This is a genomic window from Corallococcus sp. CA049B (assembly GCF_003611685.1).
GTDB classification, from domain to species: domain Bacteria; phylum Myxococcota; class Myxococcia; order Myxococcales; family Myxococcaceae; genus Corallococcus; species Corallococcus coralloides.
The window spans coordinates 1-19804 of record NZ_RAWC01000171.1; the positions used below are offsets into that span (position 1 = coordinate 1).

The window sequence follows — 19804 nt, forward strand, 5'->3', positions numbered from 1 at the left end:
GTATAAGAGACAGGGACTACGCGAGCGTGGGGGACCTGGCGCGGCGGGCGCGCGTTCCCCGGCATGAGTTGACGCGGCTGGCGTTGTCGGGGGCGCTGGCGTCGCTGTGCGGGGCGCGCAGGCAGGCGCTGTGGGAGATACAAGCGCTGGGGCCGCTGGACGCGGACGATCTGTTCTTCGGCATGCCCATGGATGGCACGGCAGTGCAGTTGCCTCCCATGGGCGTCCAGGAGCGGGTGGTGGCGGATTACGACACGGTGGGGCTGTCGCTGGAGAAGCACCCCCTGGAACTGCTCCGGCCCACGTTGAAGCGGATGGGGGCGGTGACGGCGGAGGGGTTGAAGCGGGTGTCCGCGGGGCGGCCGGTGAAGGTGGGCGGGATGATGATCTGCCGGCAGATGCCGCCCACGGCGAAGGGGATCTGCTTCATCTCGCTGGAGGACGAGACGGGGATTGCCAACCTGGTGGTGCCCTCGGAGGTGTATGCGCGCTGCAGGCAGGAGATCCACGGCGCGCTGTTCCTCGTGGGGGAGGGGATGCTGGAGCGCTCGGGGAAGGTGACGAACGTGAAGACGCGCAGCGTGGTGTCCGTGCGGCAGTGAGGCGTAGGAACACCGCGCTACATCTGCACGTCTGTTCCCGTGATCCGTGGGTGAGGGGGCAAGAAGACCCACGGGGGCATGGAACAACCCGTATTGCTGGCGATATAGGTTGCTTCTGTCTGGAGTGTAGTAGCGTGGATCAGAACGGGAGGGTACTCAGTGCGCAACAGTCTTCGGTGGTTGGGATCGCTGCTCGATCGCGTGGGCCTGTCTGAAGTGGTGGAGGAGGCGAGCGATTGGGTGCGGTACTACGCGCAGGGCAAGCCGCCTGTGAGCGAGCCCGCGCCGACCCGCGTCTCCCGCCCGGTGCACTCCGAGGCCCCGCGCGCGTCCGTGCATGAGGTGATTCAGTCCCTGCGCAACGCGATGCCGGAGCGCCAGGTGGACGCGACGGTGGTGGAAGTGCCGTTCGAGGGCCGCATGGAGCTGGCGCCCGCCGCCCGCCGCAAGACGGCGCCCAAGGCGAAGAAGGCCGCGAAGAAGAAGAGCGCGGCGAAGAAGGCCCCGGCCGCGAAGAAGGCGGCGCCCGCGAAGAAGAAGAGCGCGGCGAAGAAGGCCCCCGCCGCGAAGAAGGCGGCCGCGTCCGGATCCGCGAGCGAGGACGCGGTGTCGGTGCTGGAGACCGCGCTGCGAGGCCACGCGCGCCAGAAGGACCTGGTCTCCGCAGGCAAGGAGAAGGACCAACTGCTGCGCTCGCTGATCCCGCTCTACCTGGCGAAGTCGCTGGACGTGGAGGTGACGTCCGGAACGACGTCGCGCTTCTGGAGCGGGCTGGGCGTGACGTACGCCGCGCCGAACGCGGCCAAGGCGCTGCGCCTGCACGCCGGCTACGCCCAGGACACCAAGAAGGGCAAGGCCATCACCGCCAAGGGCATCCGCTACGTGGAAGACGCCCTCGCGCAGGCCGCGAAGTAGCTTCAGCCGGGCCAGATGCCGCACCTTCGCTGCCCACCCAAGCGCGGCCTCCGCCGTGTTTGGGCATGGGCAGCGATTGCTTTCACGGTGTCTTGCGCCGAAACCCAGGCAGGCTCAATCGAAGCCACTCCCTCTGCGGCCTTTGAGTGGCCGGAGGACGTAGAGCCCATGGCGACGCTGGATGGACCTGCCATCCTGGCGTCCCATGCGGCCCTCCAGGACGTCATGAGCCGCTTTCCCAAGGCGCGCCGGAATGAATGCATCTTCACGGCGCGAGCCCTGGAGGTCGTCGTGGGCCAGGGGAAGGGCGTCTACATCGTCCGGGTGAACCGGCGCGTTGACCACTGTGAGGGAATCGGACCCGGCGGCAACTTCGAGCTCGACTGGTTCGAACTCTATGCCGTCTCGCCCGAGGGCCGGATCATCGAGCGCTATCAGTACGCGCCTTGAAAAGAACCACGGGCGCTCCCGGGACGAACCCGGGAGCGCCCGTGTCGTGTGACGTCAGGGCTTCAGTACGCGAAGCACTGCACCCCCGCATCGTTCGGGAACGCCGGGGAGGGGATGGACGCGGGGTCCGCGCAGTAGCCTGCGTGGTAGGCAACGTTGCAGACCGTGCCGCCGTCGGTCTCCGTGCCGCTCCCCGAGAAGGTGTTGGGATAGGAGCCCCACACCGGACAGCCATAGTCACTGCAGTACGTGTGGATGCCGTTGTAGCAGGAGCCAAGCGTGGACTGATGTCCGGGCGAACCGGAGATGTCGATGGCGTGGTGGAACTTGCGCAGCTGGTTTCCATAGATCCAGCTGTTGAGGGTGTTGGACGTCACCACGCCAATGTCCCCCCCAGCCGGGGCACCCTGGGAGTCGAAGATGTTGAACCCCACGAAGCCCCAGTTGACCCGGTACAGCGTCATGCCCAGCTCGTTCTTGTAGAAGCGGTTGTCCCGGACGTAGAGGTGGTCGATGAAGCCGCGCAGCGGATCCGTCTGGGCGAAGTAGGACTGCGCCGCGTCGAACATGTGCTGCCGCAGGTCCAGCACGTGCTGGAAGCTCTGGAGCTCCGCGGGATGGTAGCCCACCAGCCGCTGGAAGGTGCAGTCATCCGCGTGGGCGTACTGGCTGCCATCCGTCAGGAAGCCCAGCTTGAAGCCCGACACGAAGTTCTCCGTGTAGGTCGTGGACTGCGAATAGGGCAGGTGTCCGTCGGTGCTCATCCCGAAGAAGTTCTCCGCCGCGGTGGGGACGCGGACCGCGACGTTCTTGAACACGTCCGTGTGACCGCCCACCACGTTGATCGCCACCTTCACGTCGCAGATGGAGTTGTGGTGGACCTGCGAGCGCGCGTTGGGATTGCCCAGGAACTCGTACGGATGGACCGCGCAGTAGCTCGGCGTGCCCCACTCCGTCGTCGGCGCCACGCTCACGCAGTAGGCGTCCTCGGGCCTCGGGCTTCCGTCGTCCAGCTTGTCATCGGTGCCTGCGTCGCCTCCCTTGAAGACGTCCGGCGCAGGGCATCCCCCGTCGACTTCGGGAGGAGGCGTGGTGCCATCGGCGTTGCAGATCCCCGGGCGGCAATACTGCGCTTGCTTGCTGAAGAGCATGTTCTTCTTGAAGGTGCCCTCAGGGCACCCCCCGTCCGTCTGCGTCGGGCCCAGGGTGAGCTTCAGTCCAGGAACCGTCTGACATTGAGGGTCTTCCTTGATGTAGACGGTGTTGAAGCCAAACGAGATGGCTCCGCCCACGTGGGCGATCTTCAAGTGGTGCAGGTTGATGGGTGCGCCCGTCGTGTTATTCGACTGCTGGACACGCACCCCCACGGTCACCAACCGGTGGTCGGCGAGAAAGTCCACGGGCGGTATCGCCGCCGTGGGCTCGTTTCCATCCAGATCAAGGATGGAGTTGAGGCTGTGGCCCCGGGACGGGCAGTCCTGGGCCCGGCTGTACCCGACCTGCGTCGTACCCGACAGGGTAAGGTACGAAACGCTGACATTCGCCAGTTGTTGGGCCGCGGGAAGGGTGGGGTCGTCATCCACCAGGACCAGGGCCTCGAGCTTCACGGCGCTCGGGACGTTGATGACGGTGGGGGCCGTGTCGTACTGCTGCGAGCCCTCCAGGTGGATGCCACTGGGGACATGGAGTCCCACGCCCAGGCTGTCAGGGCCTGCGATGGGATAATTCGGCGCCGGGATCTTGGTCTGATCCGTGATGGTGATGACGCCCGGATCGAGCACGACCTTCGGGTAGCCATTCTGCTTCGCCCAGTCGATGGCCTTCTGATACCAGATGCTCCGGAGCCCCGTGGTGGGGAACACCGTGTTGTCATTGACGCAGAGGATGCTCGAGTCACCCCGGCAGGCCAGTCCCATCAGGCCGGGAGCGCAGAACGAATTCTGGTACCACCCATTGCTGTCGTAGACGCGGGCGCACATCACGCCAGGCAGGGTGTTCGGGTCGACAGACACGCCGGCATCGAAGGTCCCCGCATCGCCACCAGGGTAGCCCGGCTGATTGGGAATCTCCGGCTCCTCCATGGCGACCACGACGCGGCTGTCCGAGCCGCCATCGGACATGGAATCGGGTTGGGACAGGCACCCGGACGCAAGAACCAGGGGGAGGGTGAAAGACAGCGCCTTCCCCACGGATTGGCGGAAGGCAACGAGAGAAGCAGGCAAGGCCATTGGCATTGCCTGCCTCATATTCCGAACACCTGTCAAAAACCAGACGTCAGCCCGCGAGCTCCGAGCGCGAACCCGGAATGGCAGGGTTGTCCGTCCGCCGGTACGTGGCCACCACGGAGTACTTCGTGTCCGCCGTGTGGTTCCGGCTCGCCGCGTGGAACAGCCGCGCGTGGAAGAGCAGGACGTCCCCGGGGGACAGCCGCACGTACCGCGCGCCTTCGATGAGCGCCGCGTTCTCCGGCAGCTCCGGCCGCAGGAACAGCTTCGCGTCGTAGCGCTCCTGCGCGAACTGCATCCGGTGCGTACCGGGCAGCACCTTCAAGCCGCCGTTCTCCGGCGTCTCCGTGCCCAACGCCAACCACGTGGAGATGAGCTCCGGCCGCGCGAAGGCCCAATACCTCACGTCCTGGTGCCACCCCGTGTCCGACGAGAAGCGCGGCTGCTTCGTCATCACGCAGTTGTGGTGCGCCCGCGCCTGCACCACCGGCCCGTCCAGCAGCTGTCCCAGCGCCTCCAGCATCCGCGCGTCGTCGAACCACGCCGCGAACAGGGGGGAGCGCCCATGCGCCTTCAACAACCGCCGCACCGTCCGCCCTCCCTCGGAGTCGATGCTCGCCGGTGAGCCTGGATAGGCCACGTCGGCCTCGTACTCCACCGGCCCGTCTCCGGAGGCGAGCTGCTCCAGGATGACAGCCCGCATCCGCTCACACGTCCCGCCGTCCACGAAGGACGGCAGGACGAGATACCCATCGGTGGCGAAGCGCTGGCGCTGCTCGGGGCTCAGGACGGACATGGCGCCCGCTTCTTAACGGGGGCGCCCGCCGCGTGCACCTGCCGCGATGCCTCAGCCCAAGAGCCGCGAATCATCCAGGTCGATTTCGTCCTGGATGAGGTCCACGCCGTTCTGCCGGAACCGCCGCGCCGCCGCCCGGCTGCGCGGGCCGTGCCCGTGCTCCAGGCACCACTGCGCGTGCTCGCTGAGCAGCGCCAGCTCCAGCGTGCGCCCCAGCGTCAGGGAGAAGCGCCGCGCCCCGGCCTCCATCGTGGTGGGGTTCGCCATCGCGCCGGACACCCAGGCCCGCGCGTGCTCCAGCGCGTCGTGAGCCGTCTTCACGCACGGCCGCAGGCCCGCGTCCGTCACCTTCGACAGCCGGCCCTCCACCTCGTGGAAGAACGCCTCCAGCGTGCCTTCCTTCGCCAGCGCGCGCAGCGAGTCCAAGGACAGCACGTTCGTCGTGCCCTCCCAGATGGACAGCACCTGCGCGTCCGCCTGGATGCGCGGCAGGCCCGTGTCCTCCACGTAGCCCGCGCCGCCGAAGGACTCCGTCACCTCCGACGTGATGTGCACCACCTGCCGGCCCGTCGTCAGCTTCGCCAGCGGCGTCACCAGCCGCTGCAACAGCAGCTCCTGCTCCGTCGCCGTGCGCGTCTCCAGCTTGCCCAGGAGCTCCACCCCGCGGAACGCCAGCAGGAAGCCCGCCTGGAACTCCGCCTCCAGCCCCGCCAGCGTGTCCAGGTGCAGCGGCTTCTCCGACAGCGGCGCGCCGAACTGCACCCGGCGCTTCGCGTAGTCGTGCGCCAGCGCCATCGCGCGGCGCATGCTCCACGTGGCGCCCATCGCGTTCCAGGTGCGCGTCACGTTCAGCATCATCGCCATGTTGCGGATGCCGTCCGTCAGCCCCGCCACCGGCACCGCCAGCGTCCCGTCCAGCGTCAGCTCCGCCGTGGGCACCTTGCGCGTGCCCAGCTTGTCCTTCAGCCGGTTGATCTGGATGCCATTGAGCCGGCCCTGCGCGTCCCGCGTCTCCACGAAGAAGAGCGCCAGCCCCTTGCCGCCGGGGCCGTTGCCCGTGGGCCGCGCCAGCGTCAGCGCCATCTGCGCCGTCGTCGCGGACGTGAACCACTTCGTGCCATGCAGCCGCCAGCCCTCCGGGGACTGCCGCGCCTCCGTCAGCGTCAGCCCCACGTCCGAGCCGCCCGTGCGCTCCGTCATCCACTGGCCCGACGTCCAGAACGTCGCTGGATCCCGCGACGTCAGGTGGGGCAGGGCGTGATCGATGAGTGCCTGGTTGCCCAGCGACAGGAGCGATCGCGCCGCGCCGTCCGTCATCGCCAGCGGGCACGAGTAGACGTCCAGCGACGGCTGCACCAGGTAGTTCAGCGCGAACTGGTGCACGCGGCTGAGCGCGCCGTTCTTCTGCTCGTAGGCCACCGCGACCAGGCCCTTCTTCGCGGTCAGCGCCTCCGCCTCCTTCCACAGCGGCGACACCTCGATGTGATCAATCCGCTGGCCCCACGGGCTCCACTGCGTGAGCACGGGCTCGTTCAGCCGGTCGCGCAGCTGGAACTCGTAGAAGTACTTGCCTCCCAGCTCCCCCAGCTCGCGGAAGTCATCCTGGAGCGAGCGGAACATTTCCTCCGGAAGGGTGCGGGCGAGGTAGCTCCGGAAGAACGCGTCGTCGTCGTACTGATTGCCAAGACCGGGGGGCGCCTGGAAGAAGCTCATGGGCTGAAGTTAACACCGCGGACACGACGGTGGGGTACAGTGACCTCCCCCTCCCGCCGGAGCAGTGATGACCGACTTCTTCCGCAGGCCCCCACCTGGCCCAGGTCCGTCTTCCCTCGACGCCGAGCAGGACGAGAATCGCAGCGTCACCCCGCTGGAGACGCCCGCCGCGCAGGCGAATCCCGTCCTGTCCGCGCCGCCCCGTCCGCGCGTGCCCGCCCCGGCTGGCGCGCCCCTGGGTGGAGAGCAGCGTCCGGAGCCCACCCGCTCCCGTCCTGCGCAGCCCGCGCCGCTGCCGTCCGTCATCTTTGATCCAATGCCGCGCCCCCGCGTGCCTCCCGCGCAGTCCGCGGGCGTGGCCCCGCCGGGAGCGCCGCCGCCCTTCACCGAGGAGATGCTCGACGTGCAGACCGAGCGGCGCACCGCGCCCCCCGGTCCGCCACCGCTCGCGCAGGAGCCGGAGCGTCGCGCGGCCCCCGGCGTCGAGCGCCGCGGTCCCCCGGAGGCGGAGCGCCGCGGTTCGGAAGCGGACCGCCGCGGTCCCCCGGAAGCGGATCGCCGAGGCGCGGCCCCGGGTGGCCCTGATCGCCGCGGTGCAGCCACGGCGCCGCCGCAGGGCTACGTGGGCCCGGAGCGGCGCGGCTTCCGGCGCGGTGAAGCGTCGGATGCGCCGGTGACGAACCGCTTCTGGCCCGCGCAGCCGAAGACGCTCCAGGAGGCCGGCCTCAACGCGACGTTCGTGGAGGAGCTGGTCCTCAAGGCCATCTTCTTCGCGGGCGAGATGCGCGGCATGGATGTGGCCACGCGCCTGCAACTGCCCACCACGCTGGTGGACGAGGTCATCGAGGGACTGCGCCGCCAGAAGTACATCGACATCCGTGGCGGTGGCGGATCCGGCGTGGGCCGCTCCACGATGATCTACCAGCTCACGACCTTCGTGACGGACGTGCTGCGGCAGATATTGGACCGCAACCGCTACAACGGCCCGGCGCCCGTGCCGTTCAATGAATGGGTCGCCGCCGTGAAGCAGCAGACCGTGCGCGGCAACCGCATCACCCGCCATCGCATGCAGGACAAGTTCGGCGACCTGATCATCCGCGACTACATCTTCGACGGCATCGGTCCGGCGATGAACTCCGGGCGCGCCATCTTCTTCTACGGCCCCCCGGGCAACGGCAAGACGGCCATCTGCCAGGGCATGGTCAACTGCTACGAGGGGGACATCTTCGTCCCGCACGCGCTGCTCATCGACGACTTCGTGGTGAAGATGTTCGACGCGAACATCCACCGCGCGGTGGAGGACGAGCCCGGCATGCCCTCGTATGACCGCCGCTGGGTGCGCTGCCGCCGGCCGCTCGTGGTGGTGGGCGGTGAGCTCACGCTGGAGATGCTCGACCTCGTCTACACCCCGGAGGTGAAGTACTACGAGGCGCCGTTCCAGATGAAGGCGTCCAACGGGATGCTCCTCATCGACGACTTCGGCCGTCAGAAGGTGTCCCCCAAGGACCTGCTCAACCGGTGGATCGTCCCGCTGGAGAGCGACGTGGACATCCTCACGCTCCACACCGGCAAGAAGATCCAGGTGCCCTTCGACGTGTTCGCCGCCTTCTCCACCAACCTGGATCCCAGCGCCCTGGTGGATGACGCCTTCCTGCGCCGCGTCCGCTACAAGCTGGAGGTGCAGCGCCCGGACGAAGAGCAGTTCCACGAGATCTTCCAGGTGATGTGCAAGAAGCGCGGCGTGCCCTACGACGCGCGCGCCGTGGACTACCTCATCGACGAGCACTACCGCCCGAACCACCGGCCCTTCGCCGCGTGCCAGCCTCGCGACCTGTTGGATCAGGTCATCGACATGGCGAACTACCAGGGCCAGCCGCCGCGCCTGGATCCCGCGCTGCTGGACGCCGCCGTGCGCAGCTACTTCGTGCGCTTCGACAAGCCGGCGGGCTCCACGCCCACCGCCGCGTCCGCTGGCTGAAGTGGCTGGGGGCCGTCCCCCGCGAACGGCCCCCACGGCGACGGCTGGAGCCACGTGCGCACCGTCTCCACGGGCACGTTGGCCAGCACGTCCACGATGGACAGCCCCGTCACGAAGCGGCCCTCGCGCCCCTGCGCGTAGTCCGGGTGGCGGAAGCGCTGCCACAAGAGGCGCACGTCCACCGCGCGGAAGCGCTCTGGCTTCAGGTACACCGTGGAGCCCGTCCCTGAGTAGTACGTGTGCGCGCCCGTCTGGAGGCAGTACTCCACCAACCGCTGCGTCTTGTCCTCGCCCCGGCGCTCCAGCGTGGAGGAGAGCACCAGGTTCGGCTCCAAGCCCAGCGGCCCATGGAACAGCGCCATGCTGGACAGGAGCACGCGCAACAGCGACCCCGGGCCGGACTCGCGCGCGGCGGCGTCGTAGAAGGGCTCCACGAGCGGCAACACCTGCGCGCGGAAGTGGGGCCTGCCTCCGTAGAGCGTCACCAGCGCCTGCAGGTGTTTGCGCGCCCAGGGCTGGCTCGAGTCCACCGCCAGGTCGCGGATCCGCGTGTCGCGGTGTGGATCCTCCAGCGGGATGGACAGCCACTGGAAGCCCGGCTCGGACGGGGGCGGCGTGGGCACGCCGTGGGGCAGGGCGACGCGCGTGCGGCGCTGCCAGCCGCGCCGGAGCCACTGCACGTCGTCCAGCACCACCAGCGTGCCGGCGCGGGCCACCTGCTCGTAGAAGTCCACCCACGGCAGGTAGTGGGGCTGCTCGGCGACGAGGACTCCAGGGTGTCCGGACACGCCCCGGATGATAGGGCCTTTCAGCCGCCGCGCACCGGGTGACGGAACATCGGAGGGAACACGCGCGGGGCCTTCTTCTTGCGCACGCAGGTGGTGTCCGCGCTCATGTAGCAGGCGGAGAAAGCGCGCCGCCGCTGCCCGGGCCGGCCGCGCCCGGAGCGGTGCCAGACGTGGTTGTGCACGAGCAGCGCCTCCCCGGCTCGCACCGGCAGGGACACGACATGGGCCTCCGCGTCCGCCGCCGCCACGCGGTCCGGGGGAATCACTCCGCCCAGCGCCGTCACCAGGCCCGCGCGGTGGCTGCCGGGGATCACCTCCAGACAGCCGCCGCCCTCCGGCGCGTCGTCCAGCGCGGTCCAGATTTGCAGGTCCGGCTCGCGCGTGAGGCCCCACAGCTTTCCGCCGTCCTGGTGGAAGGGCAGGTTGCTGCCGCCCGCGGGGCCCTTGTGGAAGAGGATGGCGCGGTACAGGACGATGTCGCCGGGGATGCGCGCGCGGGAGAGCCGCTCGAACAGCGGGTTCTCCATCCACGCGAGGAAGCGCGGATCCTTCTCCAGCTTCTCCAGCTTGCGGTAGTCCAGGGACGGGCCCTGCCAGCCCAGCCCCAGGGGCGCGTCCTCGTAGCGGCCGGTGGTGGCGTCCGGCTGGAAGAACATCCCCGGGTACACCACGCGGCCGAGCATCAGGTCGTCCGCCCGCTCGCGCAGGGCCTCCACGCCCGCGTCGTCCAGCACCCGGCCCAGGCGCGCGAAGCCGTGCGCCTCGTAGTGGGCGAGCACGGCCGCCACGTCCAACCCTTCCGCCTCCACGCTGAGCATCGCGCGCACCATTGCCTGGAGGCCCGTGCGCGTCCAGCCCGGCCTTGCGCGGACGGGGGAGGGCGCTCTCGGGGGGACGGGCTGTCGGCCCTTGCACCCGCGCCTGCCCGGCCGCATGGTGGGCGGGGATGCCCTACCGTCGCGCCACGCACCTCGTCTCCGCCCCGGATGGCACCCGGGTGGCGGTCCATACCCACAGCTCGGGCATGCCGGAGGAGGGCCGCGACGCAGCGCTCGCGGATCGCCCCACGGTGCTGCTGACCAACGGCATCGGCACGTCTGAGAACTTCTGGCGCCACATCGTCGCCGACCTGGAGCAGGACCACCGCGTGGTGCACTGGGACTACCGCGGCCACGGCATGAGCGAGGAGTCGCGCGACAACGACTACCGCGTCCAGGTGCACGTGGACGACCTGGAGCGCGTCACCGAGGCGGCCATGGCGCGCGGCGACGGCCAGCCCCCGCACCACATCGCCTTCTCCATGGGCGTGCGCATCCTGCTGGAGCTGTACCGCCGCCGGCCGGAGCTGGTGCCGTCCATGACGCTCATCGCGGGGACGCCGGGCGTGCCGGGCTCGGCGGATCCTCGCTGGGGATCCCGCGTCGCCTTGTCCGCCGCGAAGGGGATGCTGGCCGCGGGAACGCCCTGGGTGCCGGTGGTGGCGCCCGCGGTGAAGGCCTTCCTCGCCACCCCGCTGGCGGATCCGCTGGCGAGGGCCGTGGGGGCGCTGCGGCCCCGGGCTCCGCGCGAGGACATCGCCGAGTTCCTGGACGCGCTCTACCACATGAGCGCGCAGGCCTATTGGCGCACGCTGCGAGGCCTCACGGAGGGCCACGCCTGGGACGTCCTCCCGTCCATCCGGGTGCCCGTGCTGATCATCGCCGCGAGCGATGACGTCCTCGTGCCCCTGTCGGAAGTGCAGCGGCTGCACCGCGCGCTGCCCCAGGCCCACTGGCTCCAGGTGGATGACGCCGGCCACGCGGGCCTCCTGGAGGCTGGGACGGAGATCGCCCAGTCCGTTCGGGGCTTCCTGGATGCGCATGGATTGGGGGATTCAGCCTCCCCGCAAACCCCCGGGACTCCTGGCTGAAGCAGGGCCGGCCCGGACGACCCACCCGCACTGTCAGGTCTTGAGAAACCGGTGACCCGGAGGGTTCCATGGCCGTGAGCCAGAAGTCACCGGGAGGTGTTTGCGTCGGCCTGTAATTTTGTGGTTTGTGAGGAGGCTCAGTACTCAACACGGAGTCTCCATGTCCTGGTCTTCCCGGCACCTGCTGGTCCCATTGTCAGCGGTGCTGTTGGTGTTGTCGGCGTGCGGTGGTGATGACGACAAGAACCCTGTCTGCGGCAACGGCATCATCGAGAGTGGCGAGGCGTGCGACGACGGCAATCGCGTCGAAGGCGACCGCTGCAACAACAGCTGTCAGGTGACGACGCCCACCACCGACGCGGGCACCAACACGGACGCGGGCACGGAGACCGACGCCGGCACCGACCAGGATGCGGGCACGGAGACGGACGCCGGCACGGAGACGGACGCGGGCACGGAGACGGACGCGGGCACCGAGACGGACGCCGGCACGACCACCGACGCGGGCACTGAGACCGACGCGGGCACCGAGACGGACGCCGGTACGGAGACGGACGCGGGCACCGAGACCGATGCGGGCACGACTACCGACGCGGGCACCGAGACCGACGCGGGCACGGTGACGGACGCGGGCACCGAGACGGACGCCGGTACGGAGACGGACGCGGGCACCGAGACGGACGCCGGTACGGAGACCGACGCGGGCACCGAGACGGACGCGGGCACGGAGACGGACGGCGGCGCCATCGACGCGGGCCCGGCTCCGGACGCGGGCACGGACGCTGGCACGGAGACGGACGCGGGCACCACCGCGACGCTGAGCGCCCTGGAGCCGGCCGCGGTCTTCGCGCGCTCGGGCACCACGGGTGAGACGATTCCGGAGTCGCTGTCGGTGACGCTGAGCGCCGAGGCCACCACGGACGTCGTGGTCCAGGTCGCCTCGTCCAGCCCCTCGGTGGTCGTGGCCAACAACGGCCAGGTGACGGTGCCCGCGGGCTCGCGCACCGCGGCGGTCATCGTGACGGCGGACGACGCGGCGGGCTCCGCCAAGGCGACGCTGACGGCCACGCTGGGTGGCGATTCGCGCACCGCCACGGTGCGCGTGCTGGGTGCGACGGAAGCGGCCTCGCTGGCGTACCTGTCGCCGGAGACGGTGTCGCTGTCCTCCGGTCAGACGGCCAACGTCACCGTGACGCTGGACATCCCGGCCGCGGCGGCCACGTCCGTGGCGCTGTCCACGACGGACAACGTGGGCACCGTGCCGGCCACCGTGACGGTGCCGGCCAACGAGATCTCCGCGAAGTTCGCCTTCACCGCGGGCGCGTCCGGTTCGACGGGCACCATCGTGGCCACGCTCAACGGCCAGTCCGTGTCCGCCCAGGCGAACGTCACCGCCGCCCCCACGACGAACCACATCGTGATCAGCGAGGTCGCCGCCGCGGGCTCGGCCTCTGGCTCCACTGGCGACAACGACGAGTTCGTCGAGCTCTACAACCCGACGAACGAAGAGGTGAACATTGGCGGCTGGAAGCTCCAGTACAAGAGCGCTACTGGCGCGGCCTACGCCACTGCCAACACTTACACGCTTCCGGCGACCGCCCGCATCGCAGCCCACGGCTTCTTCCTGATCGCCCGCGACACCTACCAGAGCTCCGTGGTGCCCGACGCGAAGTGGGGCACGGTTATCACCATGGGCGCCAATGGGGGCCATGTGCGCATTGGCCCCAACAGCCTCACGACCTCGCTCACGGATCCCAACGTTGTGGACAAGCTGGGCTGGGGCACGGGCGACAACGGAGAGGGTGAGGCCATCAAGAGCACGCCCGCCAAGGCCGGCAGCTTCGAGCGCATGGCCAACGCCGGCTCGTCCGCCGCGACCATGGAGGGCACCGGCGCGGACGCGACGAAGGGCAACAGCTACGACACCAACGTGAACAGCGCGGACTTCATCCTCCGCACCACGCGCGGCCCGCAGAACAAGGCCAGCGCGCTCGAAGTGCCTTGACGCACTGAGCAGTGACCGGCCCCCACCGTCCGTCCAGGAGCGGTGGGGGCTGGAAATACCCGCGCGCTTTCGCCATAAGCGGGGGCGTGCGAGTCGTCTCCTGGAACGTCAACGGTCTGCGCTCCATCCACCGCAAGGGCTTCCTCCCCTGGCTGTCCAAGGCCCGGGCGGACATCGTGGGCCTGCAGGAGGTGCGCGCCCGCGTGGAGCAGCTCCCCGCGGAGGTCCGCGCCCCCCGCCGATGGAAGACCCACTTCGTGGCCGCGGAGCGCCCCGGCTACAGCGGCGTGGGCCTCTTCAGCCGCCACGAACCGGACGACCTCACCACCACCCTGGACGCGCCGGAGATGGACGCGGAGGGCCGCCTCCAGTTCGCCCGCTTCGGCAATCTCACCGTGGTCAACGGCTACTTCCCCAACGGCAACGGGAAGGACCGAGACCTCTCCCGCATCCCCTTCAAGCTGGACTTCTACCGCCGCCTCTTCGCGCGCCTGGAGAAGCCGCTGCGCGACAACCAGCGCGTGCTGGTGATGGGGGACTTCAACACCGCCCACCAGGACATCGACCTGGCGCGCCCGCGCGAGAACCGCGAGACGAGCGGCTTCCGCCCGGAGGAGCGCGCCGAGTTCGACCGGTGGATCCGTGCGGGCTGGGTGGACACCTTCCGCCACTTCAACGCCGCGGGCGGCCACTACTCCTGGTGGAGCCAGCGTGCCGGCGTGCGCGAGAAGAACATCGGCTGGCGCATCGACTACGTTCTCGCCACCCCCGCGGCGCTCGCCTTCGTGAAGAAGGCCTCCGTGCACCCGGACGTTCACGGGTCGGATCACTGCCCGGTGAGCGTGGACCTGGACCCCGCGGTCCTCACCTGAACCCCTCGCATGCCCAAGGGACACCCCTCATGAACGCACTGCTCTCCATCTGGACCTGGCTCGAGGTGGCCCTCGTCGCCCTGGCCGGCTTCTTCGTCCAGCTCTCCCTGTTCATCCTCACGTTCCTGTTCGACAAGCGCCGCTACGTGGTGGGCCGCTGCTTCCGCCTGGTGGGCGTCACCGCCGCGAAGCTCACGCCCTTCTGGCGCTTCGGTGTGCACGGGAACGTGCCGGACCGCGTGGCGCCCAACACCGTGGTGGTGAGCAACCACGAGTCCAACGCGGACTGCTTCCTCATCTCCTTCCTGCCGTGGGAGATGAAGTGGCTGGGCAAGCGGAGCCTCTTCAAGGTGCCCGTGGTGGGCTGGATGATGGGCATCGCCGGGGACGTCCCGGTGGAGCGCGGTGACCGCGACTCGGCCACCGGCGCCATGGCGCGCTGCAAGGAGTGGATGCTCAAGGGGATGCCGGTGATGATCTTCCCGGAGGGCACGCGCTCCAAGACGGACGAGCTGCTGCCCTTCAAGGACGGCGCCTTCCGCCTCGCCATCGAGATGCAGGCGGACGTGCTGCCCCTGGCGGTGAGCGGCACGCGGCTCGCGCTGCCCAAGCACTCGTGGCGCTTCGCCACGTCGCGCGGGCTGGTGACGGTGGGCACGCCCATCTCCACGAAGGGGATGACGATGGACGACGTGGAGTCGCTCAAGAACCAGGCGCGCGCCCAGATTGAAGCCCTGCGCGCGTCGCTCAAGCCGCTGACGGGGGGCGCGGCTCCCGTCCCGGCGACGGACGCCAACGCCGCCCGCTGAGCGGCCGGCGGGCCGGGGCACGCGTATTTGTCCAGGAACGCACGCTGCCCAGATTGTTGAGCCTTCACGCGGGGTCTGGACTATGGAGTCCACCCGGGGCCGTTGCTCGCGCTCCGGCTTGGCGCGTGGCGCCCAGGAAGGAAGCGCGTGATGACGCTGGGCGGTGCACGTGAAGAGCAGCGGGTGTCCACGGGCATTCCCGGTCTGGACACCGTGCTGTGCGGCGGCCTGCGCAAGGGCCGCATGTACATGGTCCTGGGCCTGCCGGGCGCGGGCAAGACCATCCTCGCCAACCAGCTCTGCTTCCATCAGGCGGCGCAGGGCCACCAGGTCCTCTACCTCACGCTCCTGGCCGAGTCGCACACGGAGCTGGTGAGCAACCTCCAGACGCTGTCGTTCTTCGACCCGGCCTGCGTGCCGGGGAAGATCAGCTACCTGAGCGCCTTCACCATCCTGGAGCAGGGCGGGCTGGACGCGCTCGCGGAACTGGTGCGCAAGGAGATCAAGTCGCACAAGGCCTCGCTGCTCGTGCTGGACGGACTGCTGGCGGCGGAGGAGCTGGCGCCGTCGCGGCAGGCGCTCAAGAAGTTCATCCACGGCCTCCAGGTCGTGACGAACCTCATCGGCTGCACCACGCTGGTGCTCACCACCGGGGGCGACAAGGGCCTGCGCGCGGAGCACACCATGGTGGACGGCCTGCTGGTGCTCCAGCAGCGGACCTTCGGCGTGCGGACCCTGCGCGAGCTGAGCGTGCGCAAGTTCCGGGGCAGCGCGTACAAGCTGGGGCAGCACGGCTTCGAGATCACCGGTGACGGGCTCACCGTCTATCCCCGCCTGGAATCCATGGTGGACGGCAACCTGGTGCCCGGCGCGGGGAGGCGCGAGCGCGACGCCTTCGGCGTGGCCGGCCTGGACTCGATGCTCAAGGGCGGCGTGCCCTCGGGCTCCACGACCATCCTCCTGGGGCCTCCGGGCAGCGGCAAGACGCTGCTGGGGTTGAGCTTCCTGGCAGAGGGCGCGCGTCGGGGAGAGCGCGGCCACTACTTCGCCTTCTACGACGCGCCGGAGCGGATGCTCGCGCAGGCGGCGGGCGTGGGCCTGCACCTGCAGCCCCTGATGGAGCGCACGGACCTGGAGGTGAGCTTCCGGCCGCCCACGGAGAACATCCTCGACAAGCTGGGCACGGAGCTGTTGACCATCGTCCGCAGCGGCCGGGTGCGCCGCGTCTTCCTGGACGGCTACGAAGCGCTCCGCCGCGCCTCCACCCGCAATACGCGGGTGGCGCGCTTCCTGGCGGCGCTCGTCAACGAGTGCCGGGTGCGCGAGGTGACGCTCCTCTACACCGCGGAGGCCACCGCCGCGTTCGGGCCGGAGGTGAAGTTCCCGCTCAAGGGCATCTCCATGGTGGCGGAGAACATCCTGTTCCTGCGCATGGTGGAGCTGCACGCCGGGCTGCGCCGCTTCATCGCGGTGCTCAAGGTGCGCAACAGCGCCTACGATCCCGCCCTGCGCGAGCTGGAGATCACGAACAAGGGACTCAAGGTCGGCCAGCCCTTCGCGGAGGGGCAGATGTTGATGACGGGGCTCGCGCGCACGAGGACTCCGGAGCCGACCCCCTTGCCGAAGCCGCGCCGCGAGCCGAAAGCGGGCACAGTGTCCTCTGCCAGGGCGACCCCGCCGAAGCCGCGCCGCACCGTCCGCAAGCGCCGAGGCACGTGACCATGGGGCCCGTCCTCATCGTCGACGACGAGTTCGGCATCGTGGAGGCCGTCCGGGACCTCTTGTCCGACGAAGGCTACCGCACGGCCACCGCGCTCAACGGTCGCGATGCCCTGGAGCGGATGCGCCAGGAGCGCCCGTCGATGGTGCTGCTCGACTACATGATGCCGGTGCTCAACGGGCCCGGGGTGCTGGAGTCCATGCAGAAGGACCCGGTCCTGCGCGACGTCCCGGTGGTGATGATGAGCGCCAGCCCGCCGGACTTCTGGCAGCACCTGCCGTGCGCGGGCTTCCTGCCCAAGCCCTTCGACATCGAGCAATTGCTCGCAGTGGTCCGGCGCATGATCGGTCCGCCGCCGCTGACGCACTGAAGTTCTTCAGGCATCGCAGGAAGTGACGCGTGGCTCGCCCCTGACCGGGGCAGGGGCCGTGTCTGCCCGCGCTCCCATCCAAACCAATACATTCCTGATGCCACGGCGCACTGCGTCGGCGGATTGACCGCGCGGAGCGTGTTCTCGGCTGCTTGCAAATGGGTAAAGGGGGCTGGTATTTCTTCGTCAATCGAACGAACTCGCATGTTCGCGGTGGGCGGGGACGCGGGGCGGCTCCAGGTGGCAGGGGCCCCGGCGGCGGGAGACAGCGGTTTCTCCTCTGGCGTGTGGCAGTAGGGGTGACGCATTGCAGCATGCGGGCGGCGGATTCCAGCAGGTTTCAATTTCTTCGCCGTAAGAACGAAGTCATCCCAGCAAGACAACCCGGAGGGGATTCATGCTTCGCACCAGGCGTTTCGCGTGGACGTTGACGGCCGTTGGAGTTTTCGCGCTCTCAGGGCTCGTGGGCGCCTGTGACCCTGAGGACAACCCCACGCCTGGCACCCAGAATGACGGCGGCACCACCAAGCCGGACTCGGGCACCAATACGGACGCCGGGACGAACACCGACGCGGGCACCAACACCGACGCGGGCACGGAGACGGACGCCGGCACCAACACCGACGCGGGCACGGAGACGGACGCCGGCGTGGACGCGGGCACCCAGACGACGCTGCCCCTGGCCGTGGACGGCACCTGGGCGCCCAGCGGCTACATGGGTTCTGGAGGAGGCAAGCAGGGCGGTCTGGTGGACGAGCCCATTTGCCACACGCCCCGCCCGGGCGCGGGCCTGGGCACTTGCCACAAGTTCACGGCCACCCAGAAGGCGGACGCGTGGGCCGGCGTCTTCTGGCAGTTCCCGGAGGGCGCTTGGGAGGATGACCCGCGCCCGGGCTTCCAGGTGCCGGATGGCGCGAACGCCGTGACCTTCTACGCTTGGAGCGAGAGCGGCGGCGAGATCGTGAACTTCTTCACGGGTTACGAAGGCAAGGATGGGTGGACGAAGAAGATCGAGGTCACGCTGACCACCGAGCCCACGCAGTACACGCTGGACATCAGCAAGATCCGCTACAGCACGGTTGGCGGGGGCTTCGGCTGGTCGGCGGGCGGGCTGGACGTCAAGCCGCTCGTCCTCTTCATCGACGACATCCAGTGGAAGTAGCCCCCCACCTGAGCGCCCGGTGCGCCAAAACAGGAACGTGAGCGGACGATGAAAGCGGGAACGGCGGTGTTGACGGTCGATGCAGCGGGCATGCGCGCGCAGAACAGCGGCCTGCTGCTGAACATGATCTGGCGCGAGCGTCAGATCTCCCGGGCGGAGATCGCCCGGCGCACGGAGCTCAGCCCGTCGACCGTCTCCGCCATCGTCGCGGACCTGGAGCTGGCGGGCCTGGTGCGCAGCATCGGCGCCGGGGTCTCCCGCGGGGGCCGCCGTCCCACCCTCATCGGCTTCTGTGATGAAGCGTTCAGCCTGGTGGGCGTCGAACTGGGCGCCTCCCACGTCACCGTCGTCCTCACGGACCTCCGCGGCCGCGTGCGCACGCAGAGCAAGGCGAGCCACGCGGTGCGCGGCGATCCGGAAGGGTCGCTGCAGAAGGCGAAGGAGCTGGTCCTGGAGTGCCTGGACGCCGAGCGCGTCCCGCGCCGCTCCGTCGTCGGCATGGGGGTGGCCGTGCCCAGCCCCGTGCACCCGGCGTCCCCCGGCAAGATGTCCCCCCTCATCCTCCCCGCGTGGAAGCACGTGGACGTGAAGGAGTGGTTCGAGACCACCTTCGACATGCCGGTGTTCGTGGACAACGACGCGAACCTCGGCGCGCTGTCGGAGTGCTTCTGGGGCGCGGGCTCCGGCGGCGAGGACCTCACGTACATCAAGCTGGCCACCGGTATCGGCGCGGGCCATATCATCCACGGCGACGTGTACCGGGGCGCCGGCGGAACGGCCGGTGAAATCGGCCACATCCCGGTGGACTCCAACGGGCCGCTCTGCGTCTGCGGCCTCAGGGGCTGCCTCGTCACCCTCATCGGCTCCACGGCGCTCACGGAGCGGGCTCGCGAGCTGATGGGCACGCGCGGCCGCAAGGGCCCCACCGTGCGCGACCTGGTGGAGGGCGCCCGCACGGGCGACGCCGCCGCGAAGCAGATCATCGACGGCATGGGCGCCTACCTGGGCATCGCCGTGGGCGGCCTGCTCAACCTGCTCAACCCCGCCATCGTCGTGCTGGGCGGGGAGATCTCCTCCGTGGGCGAGATGCTGCTCGACCCCTTGCGCGCGTCCGTGCGGCAGCGCGCCCTGTCTGTCTCCATGGCGGAGACGCGCATCGTCACGTCGGTGCTGGGAGAGCGGGCCATCGCCGTGGGCGCGGCCACCCTGGTGCTCCAGGCGGCGCTGCGCGACCGCTCCCTCTTTCCCACGCAGCACGTCGGGAGAAGTGCATGACTTCGCGCCGTCTTGTCCTCGCCCTGGCCCTCTCGGGCCTGGGAATGGCTTCGTGTGATCCGGCAGCAGGTCTGGATAACAATCAAAACGAGCAACCCGGGCCAGTGACGGAGCAGCCGGGCACGGGCTGGGAGATCGTCTGGCAGGACGAGTTCGACGGTCCCGCGGGCTCGCTGCCCGCGAAGGAGCGCTGGGTCCCGGACGTGGGCGGGGAC

At 69.5% G+C, this 19804-nt stretch carries 16 protein-coding genes and 1 pseudogene; 12 read left to right on the forward strand and 5 right to left on the reverse strand.

Going from position 1 to position 19804, the window contains the following annotated elements:
• The 3 genes and pseudogenes from D7W82_RS28815 to D7W82_RS28825 form a co-directional block, all read left to right on the forward strand.
• Nucleotides 1-602: pseudogene (locus D7W82_RS28815) on the forward strand (error-prone DNA polymerase); the annotation flags it as partial.
• Between the two features lie 159 nt (nucleotides 603-761).
• The gene (locus D7W82_RS28820; protein WP_233587996.1) at nucleotides 762-1517 is read left to right on the forward strand and encodes a hypothetical protein; all 756 of its coding nucleotides are present in this window, start codon (nucleotides 762-764) and stop codon (nucleotides 1515-1517) included.
• Between the two features lie 168 nt (nucleotides 1518-1685).
• Nucleotides 1686-1967, forward strand: coding sequence for a hypothetical protein (locus D7W82_RS28825; protein WP_120621412.1), 282 nt, complete (start codon nucleotides 1686-1688; stop codon nucleotides 1965-1967).
• Between the two features lie 62 nt (nucleotides 1968-2029).
• Here the strand turns inward: D7W82_RS28825 and D7W82_RS28830 are convergent, their stop codons facing one another.
• The 3 genes from D7W82_RS28830 to D7W82_RS28840 all read right to left on the reverse strand — a co-directional run bounded on the left by D7W82_RS28830 (nucleotide 2030) and on the right by D7W82_RS28840 (nucleotide 6701).
• Nucleotides 2030-4087: a hypothetical protein gene (locus D7W82_RS28830; RefSeq protein WP_120621413.1), complete on the reverse strand. Its 2058-nt coding sequence runs from the start codon at nucleotides 4085-4087 to the stop codon at nucleotides 2030-2032.
• A gap of 154 nt (nucleotides 4088-4241) precedes the next feature.
• Complete coding sequence (locus D7W82_RS28835; protein ID WP_120621414.1) at nucleotides 4242-4988, reverse strand: phytanoyl-CoA dioxygenase family protein; 747 nt, start codon at nucleotides 4986-4988, stop codon at nucleotides 4242-4244.
• Nucleotides 4989-5039: 51 nt separating this feature from the next.
• Nucleotides 5040-6701, reverse strand: a complete 1662-nt coding sequence (locus D7W82_RS28840) for an acyl-CoA dehydrogenase family protein (RefSeq protein ID WP_120621415.1) — start codon at nucleotides 6699-6701, stop codon at nucleotides 5040-5042.
• A gap of 67 nt (nucleotides 6702-6768) precedes the next feature.
• Here D7W82_RS28840 and D7W82_RS28845 point away from each other — a divergent pair, with 67 nt between their 5' ends.
• On the forward strand, nucleotides 6769-8679 hold the full coding sequence (locus tag D7W82_RS28845) for an ATPase (protein ID WP_120621416.1): 1911 nt from the start codon (nucleotides 6769-6771) through the stop codon (nucleotides 8677-8679).
• On the opposite strand, the gene D7W82_RS28850 is transcribed toward D7W82_RS28845, so the two are convergent.
• Together D7W82_RS28850 and D7W82_RS28855 are read right to left on the reverse strand one after the other, a co-directional pair.
• Complete coding sequence (locus D7W82_RS28850; protein WP_120621417.1) at nucleotides 8619-9467, reverse strand: WbqC family protein; 849 nt, start codon at nucleotides 9465-9467, stop codon at nucleotides 8619-8621. The genes D7W82_RS28845 and D7W82_RS28850 overlap by 61 nt on opposite strands.
• Before the next feature lie 20 nt (nucleotides 9468-9487).
• The gene (locus D7W82_RS28855; protein ID WP_120621427.1) at nucleotides 9488-10285 is read right to left on the reverse strand and encodes a phytanoyl-CoA dioxygenase family protein; all 798 of its coding nucleotides are present in this window, start codon (nucleotides 10283-10285) and stop codon (nucleotides 9488-9490) included.
• A gap of 128 nt (nucleotides 10286-10413) precedes the next feature.
• Between D7W82_RS28855 and D7W82_RS28860 the strand changes: the two genes are divergently transcribed.
• From D7W82_RS28860 to D7W82_RS28895, 8 genes are all read left to right on the forward strand, one after another.
• A complete protein-coding gene (locus D7W82_RS28860; RefSeq protein ID WP_120621418.1) occupies nucleotides 10414-11376 on the forward strand; it encodes an alpha/beta fold hydrolase in 963 nt (320 codons plus the stop codon).
• A gap of 160 nt (nucleotides 11377-11536) precedes the next feature.
• Complete coding sequence (locus D7W82_RS28865) at nucleotides 11537-13381, forward strand: lamin tail domain-containing protein (RefSeq protein WP_120621419.1); 1845 nt, start codon at nucleotides 11537-11539, stop codon at nucleotides 13379-13381.
• 86 nt (nucleotides 13382-13467) lie between these two features.
• A complete protein-coding gene (locus tag D7W82_RS28870; RefSeq protein ID WP_120621420.1) occupies nucleotides 13468-14253 on the forward strand; it encodes an exodeoxyribonuclease III in 786 nt (261 codons plus the stop codon).
• A gap of 29 nt (nucleotides 14254-14282) precedes the next feature.
• A complete protein-coding gene (locus D7W82_RS28875; protein ID WP_120621421.1) occupies nucleotides 14283-15062 on the forward strand; it encodes a 1-acyl-sn-glycerol-3-phosphate acyltransferase in 780 nt (259 codons plus the stop codon).
• A gap of 150 nt (nucleotides 15063-15212) precedes the next feature.
• Entirely contained in the window at nucleotides 15213-16781 is a 1569-nt protein-coding gene (locus D7W82_RS28880; protein ID WP_120621422.1) for an ATPase domain-containing protein, read from the forward strand.
• Between the two features lie 2 nt (nucleotides 16782-16783).
• Nucleotides 16784-17152, forward strand: coding sequence for a two-component system response regulator (locus tag D7W82_RS28885; RefSeq protein WP_120621423.1), 369 nt, complete (start codon nucleotides 16784-16786; stop codon nucleotides 17150-17152).
• A 397-nt stretch (nucleotides 17153-17549) separates the two neighbouring features.
• Nucleotides 17550-18314, forward strand: a complete 765-nt coding sequence (locus D7W82_RS28890) for a hypothetical protein (RefSeq protein ID WP_120621424.1) — start codon at nucleotides 17550-17552, stop codon at nucleotides 18312-18314.
• A 48-nt stretch (nucleotides 18315-18362) separates the two neighbouring features.
• Complete coding sequence (locus D7W82_RS28895; protein WP_120621425.1) at nucleotides 18363-19589, forward strand: ROK family transcriptional regulator; 1227 nt, start codon at nucleotides 18363-18365, stop codon at nucleotides 19587-19589.
• Nucleotides 19590-19804 lie beyond the last annotated feature (215 nt).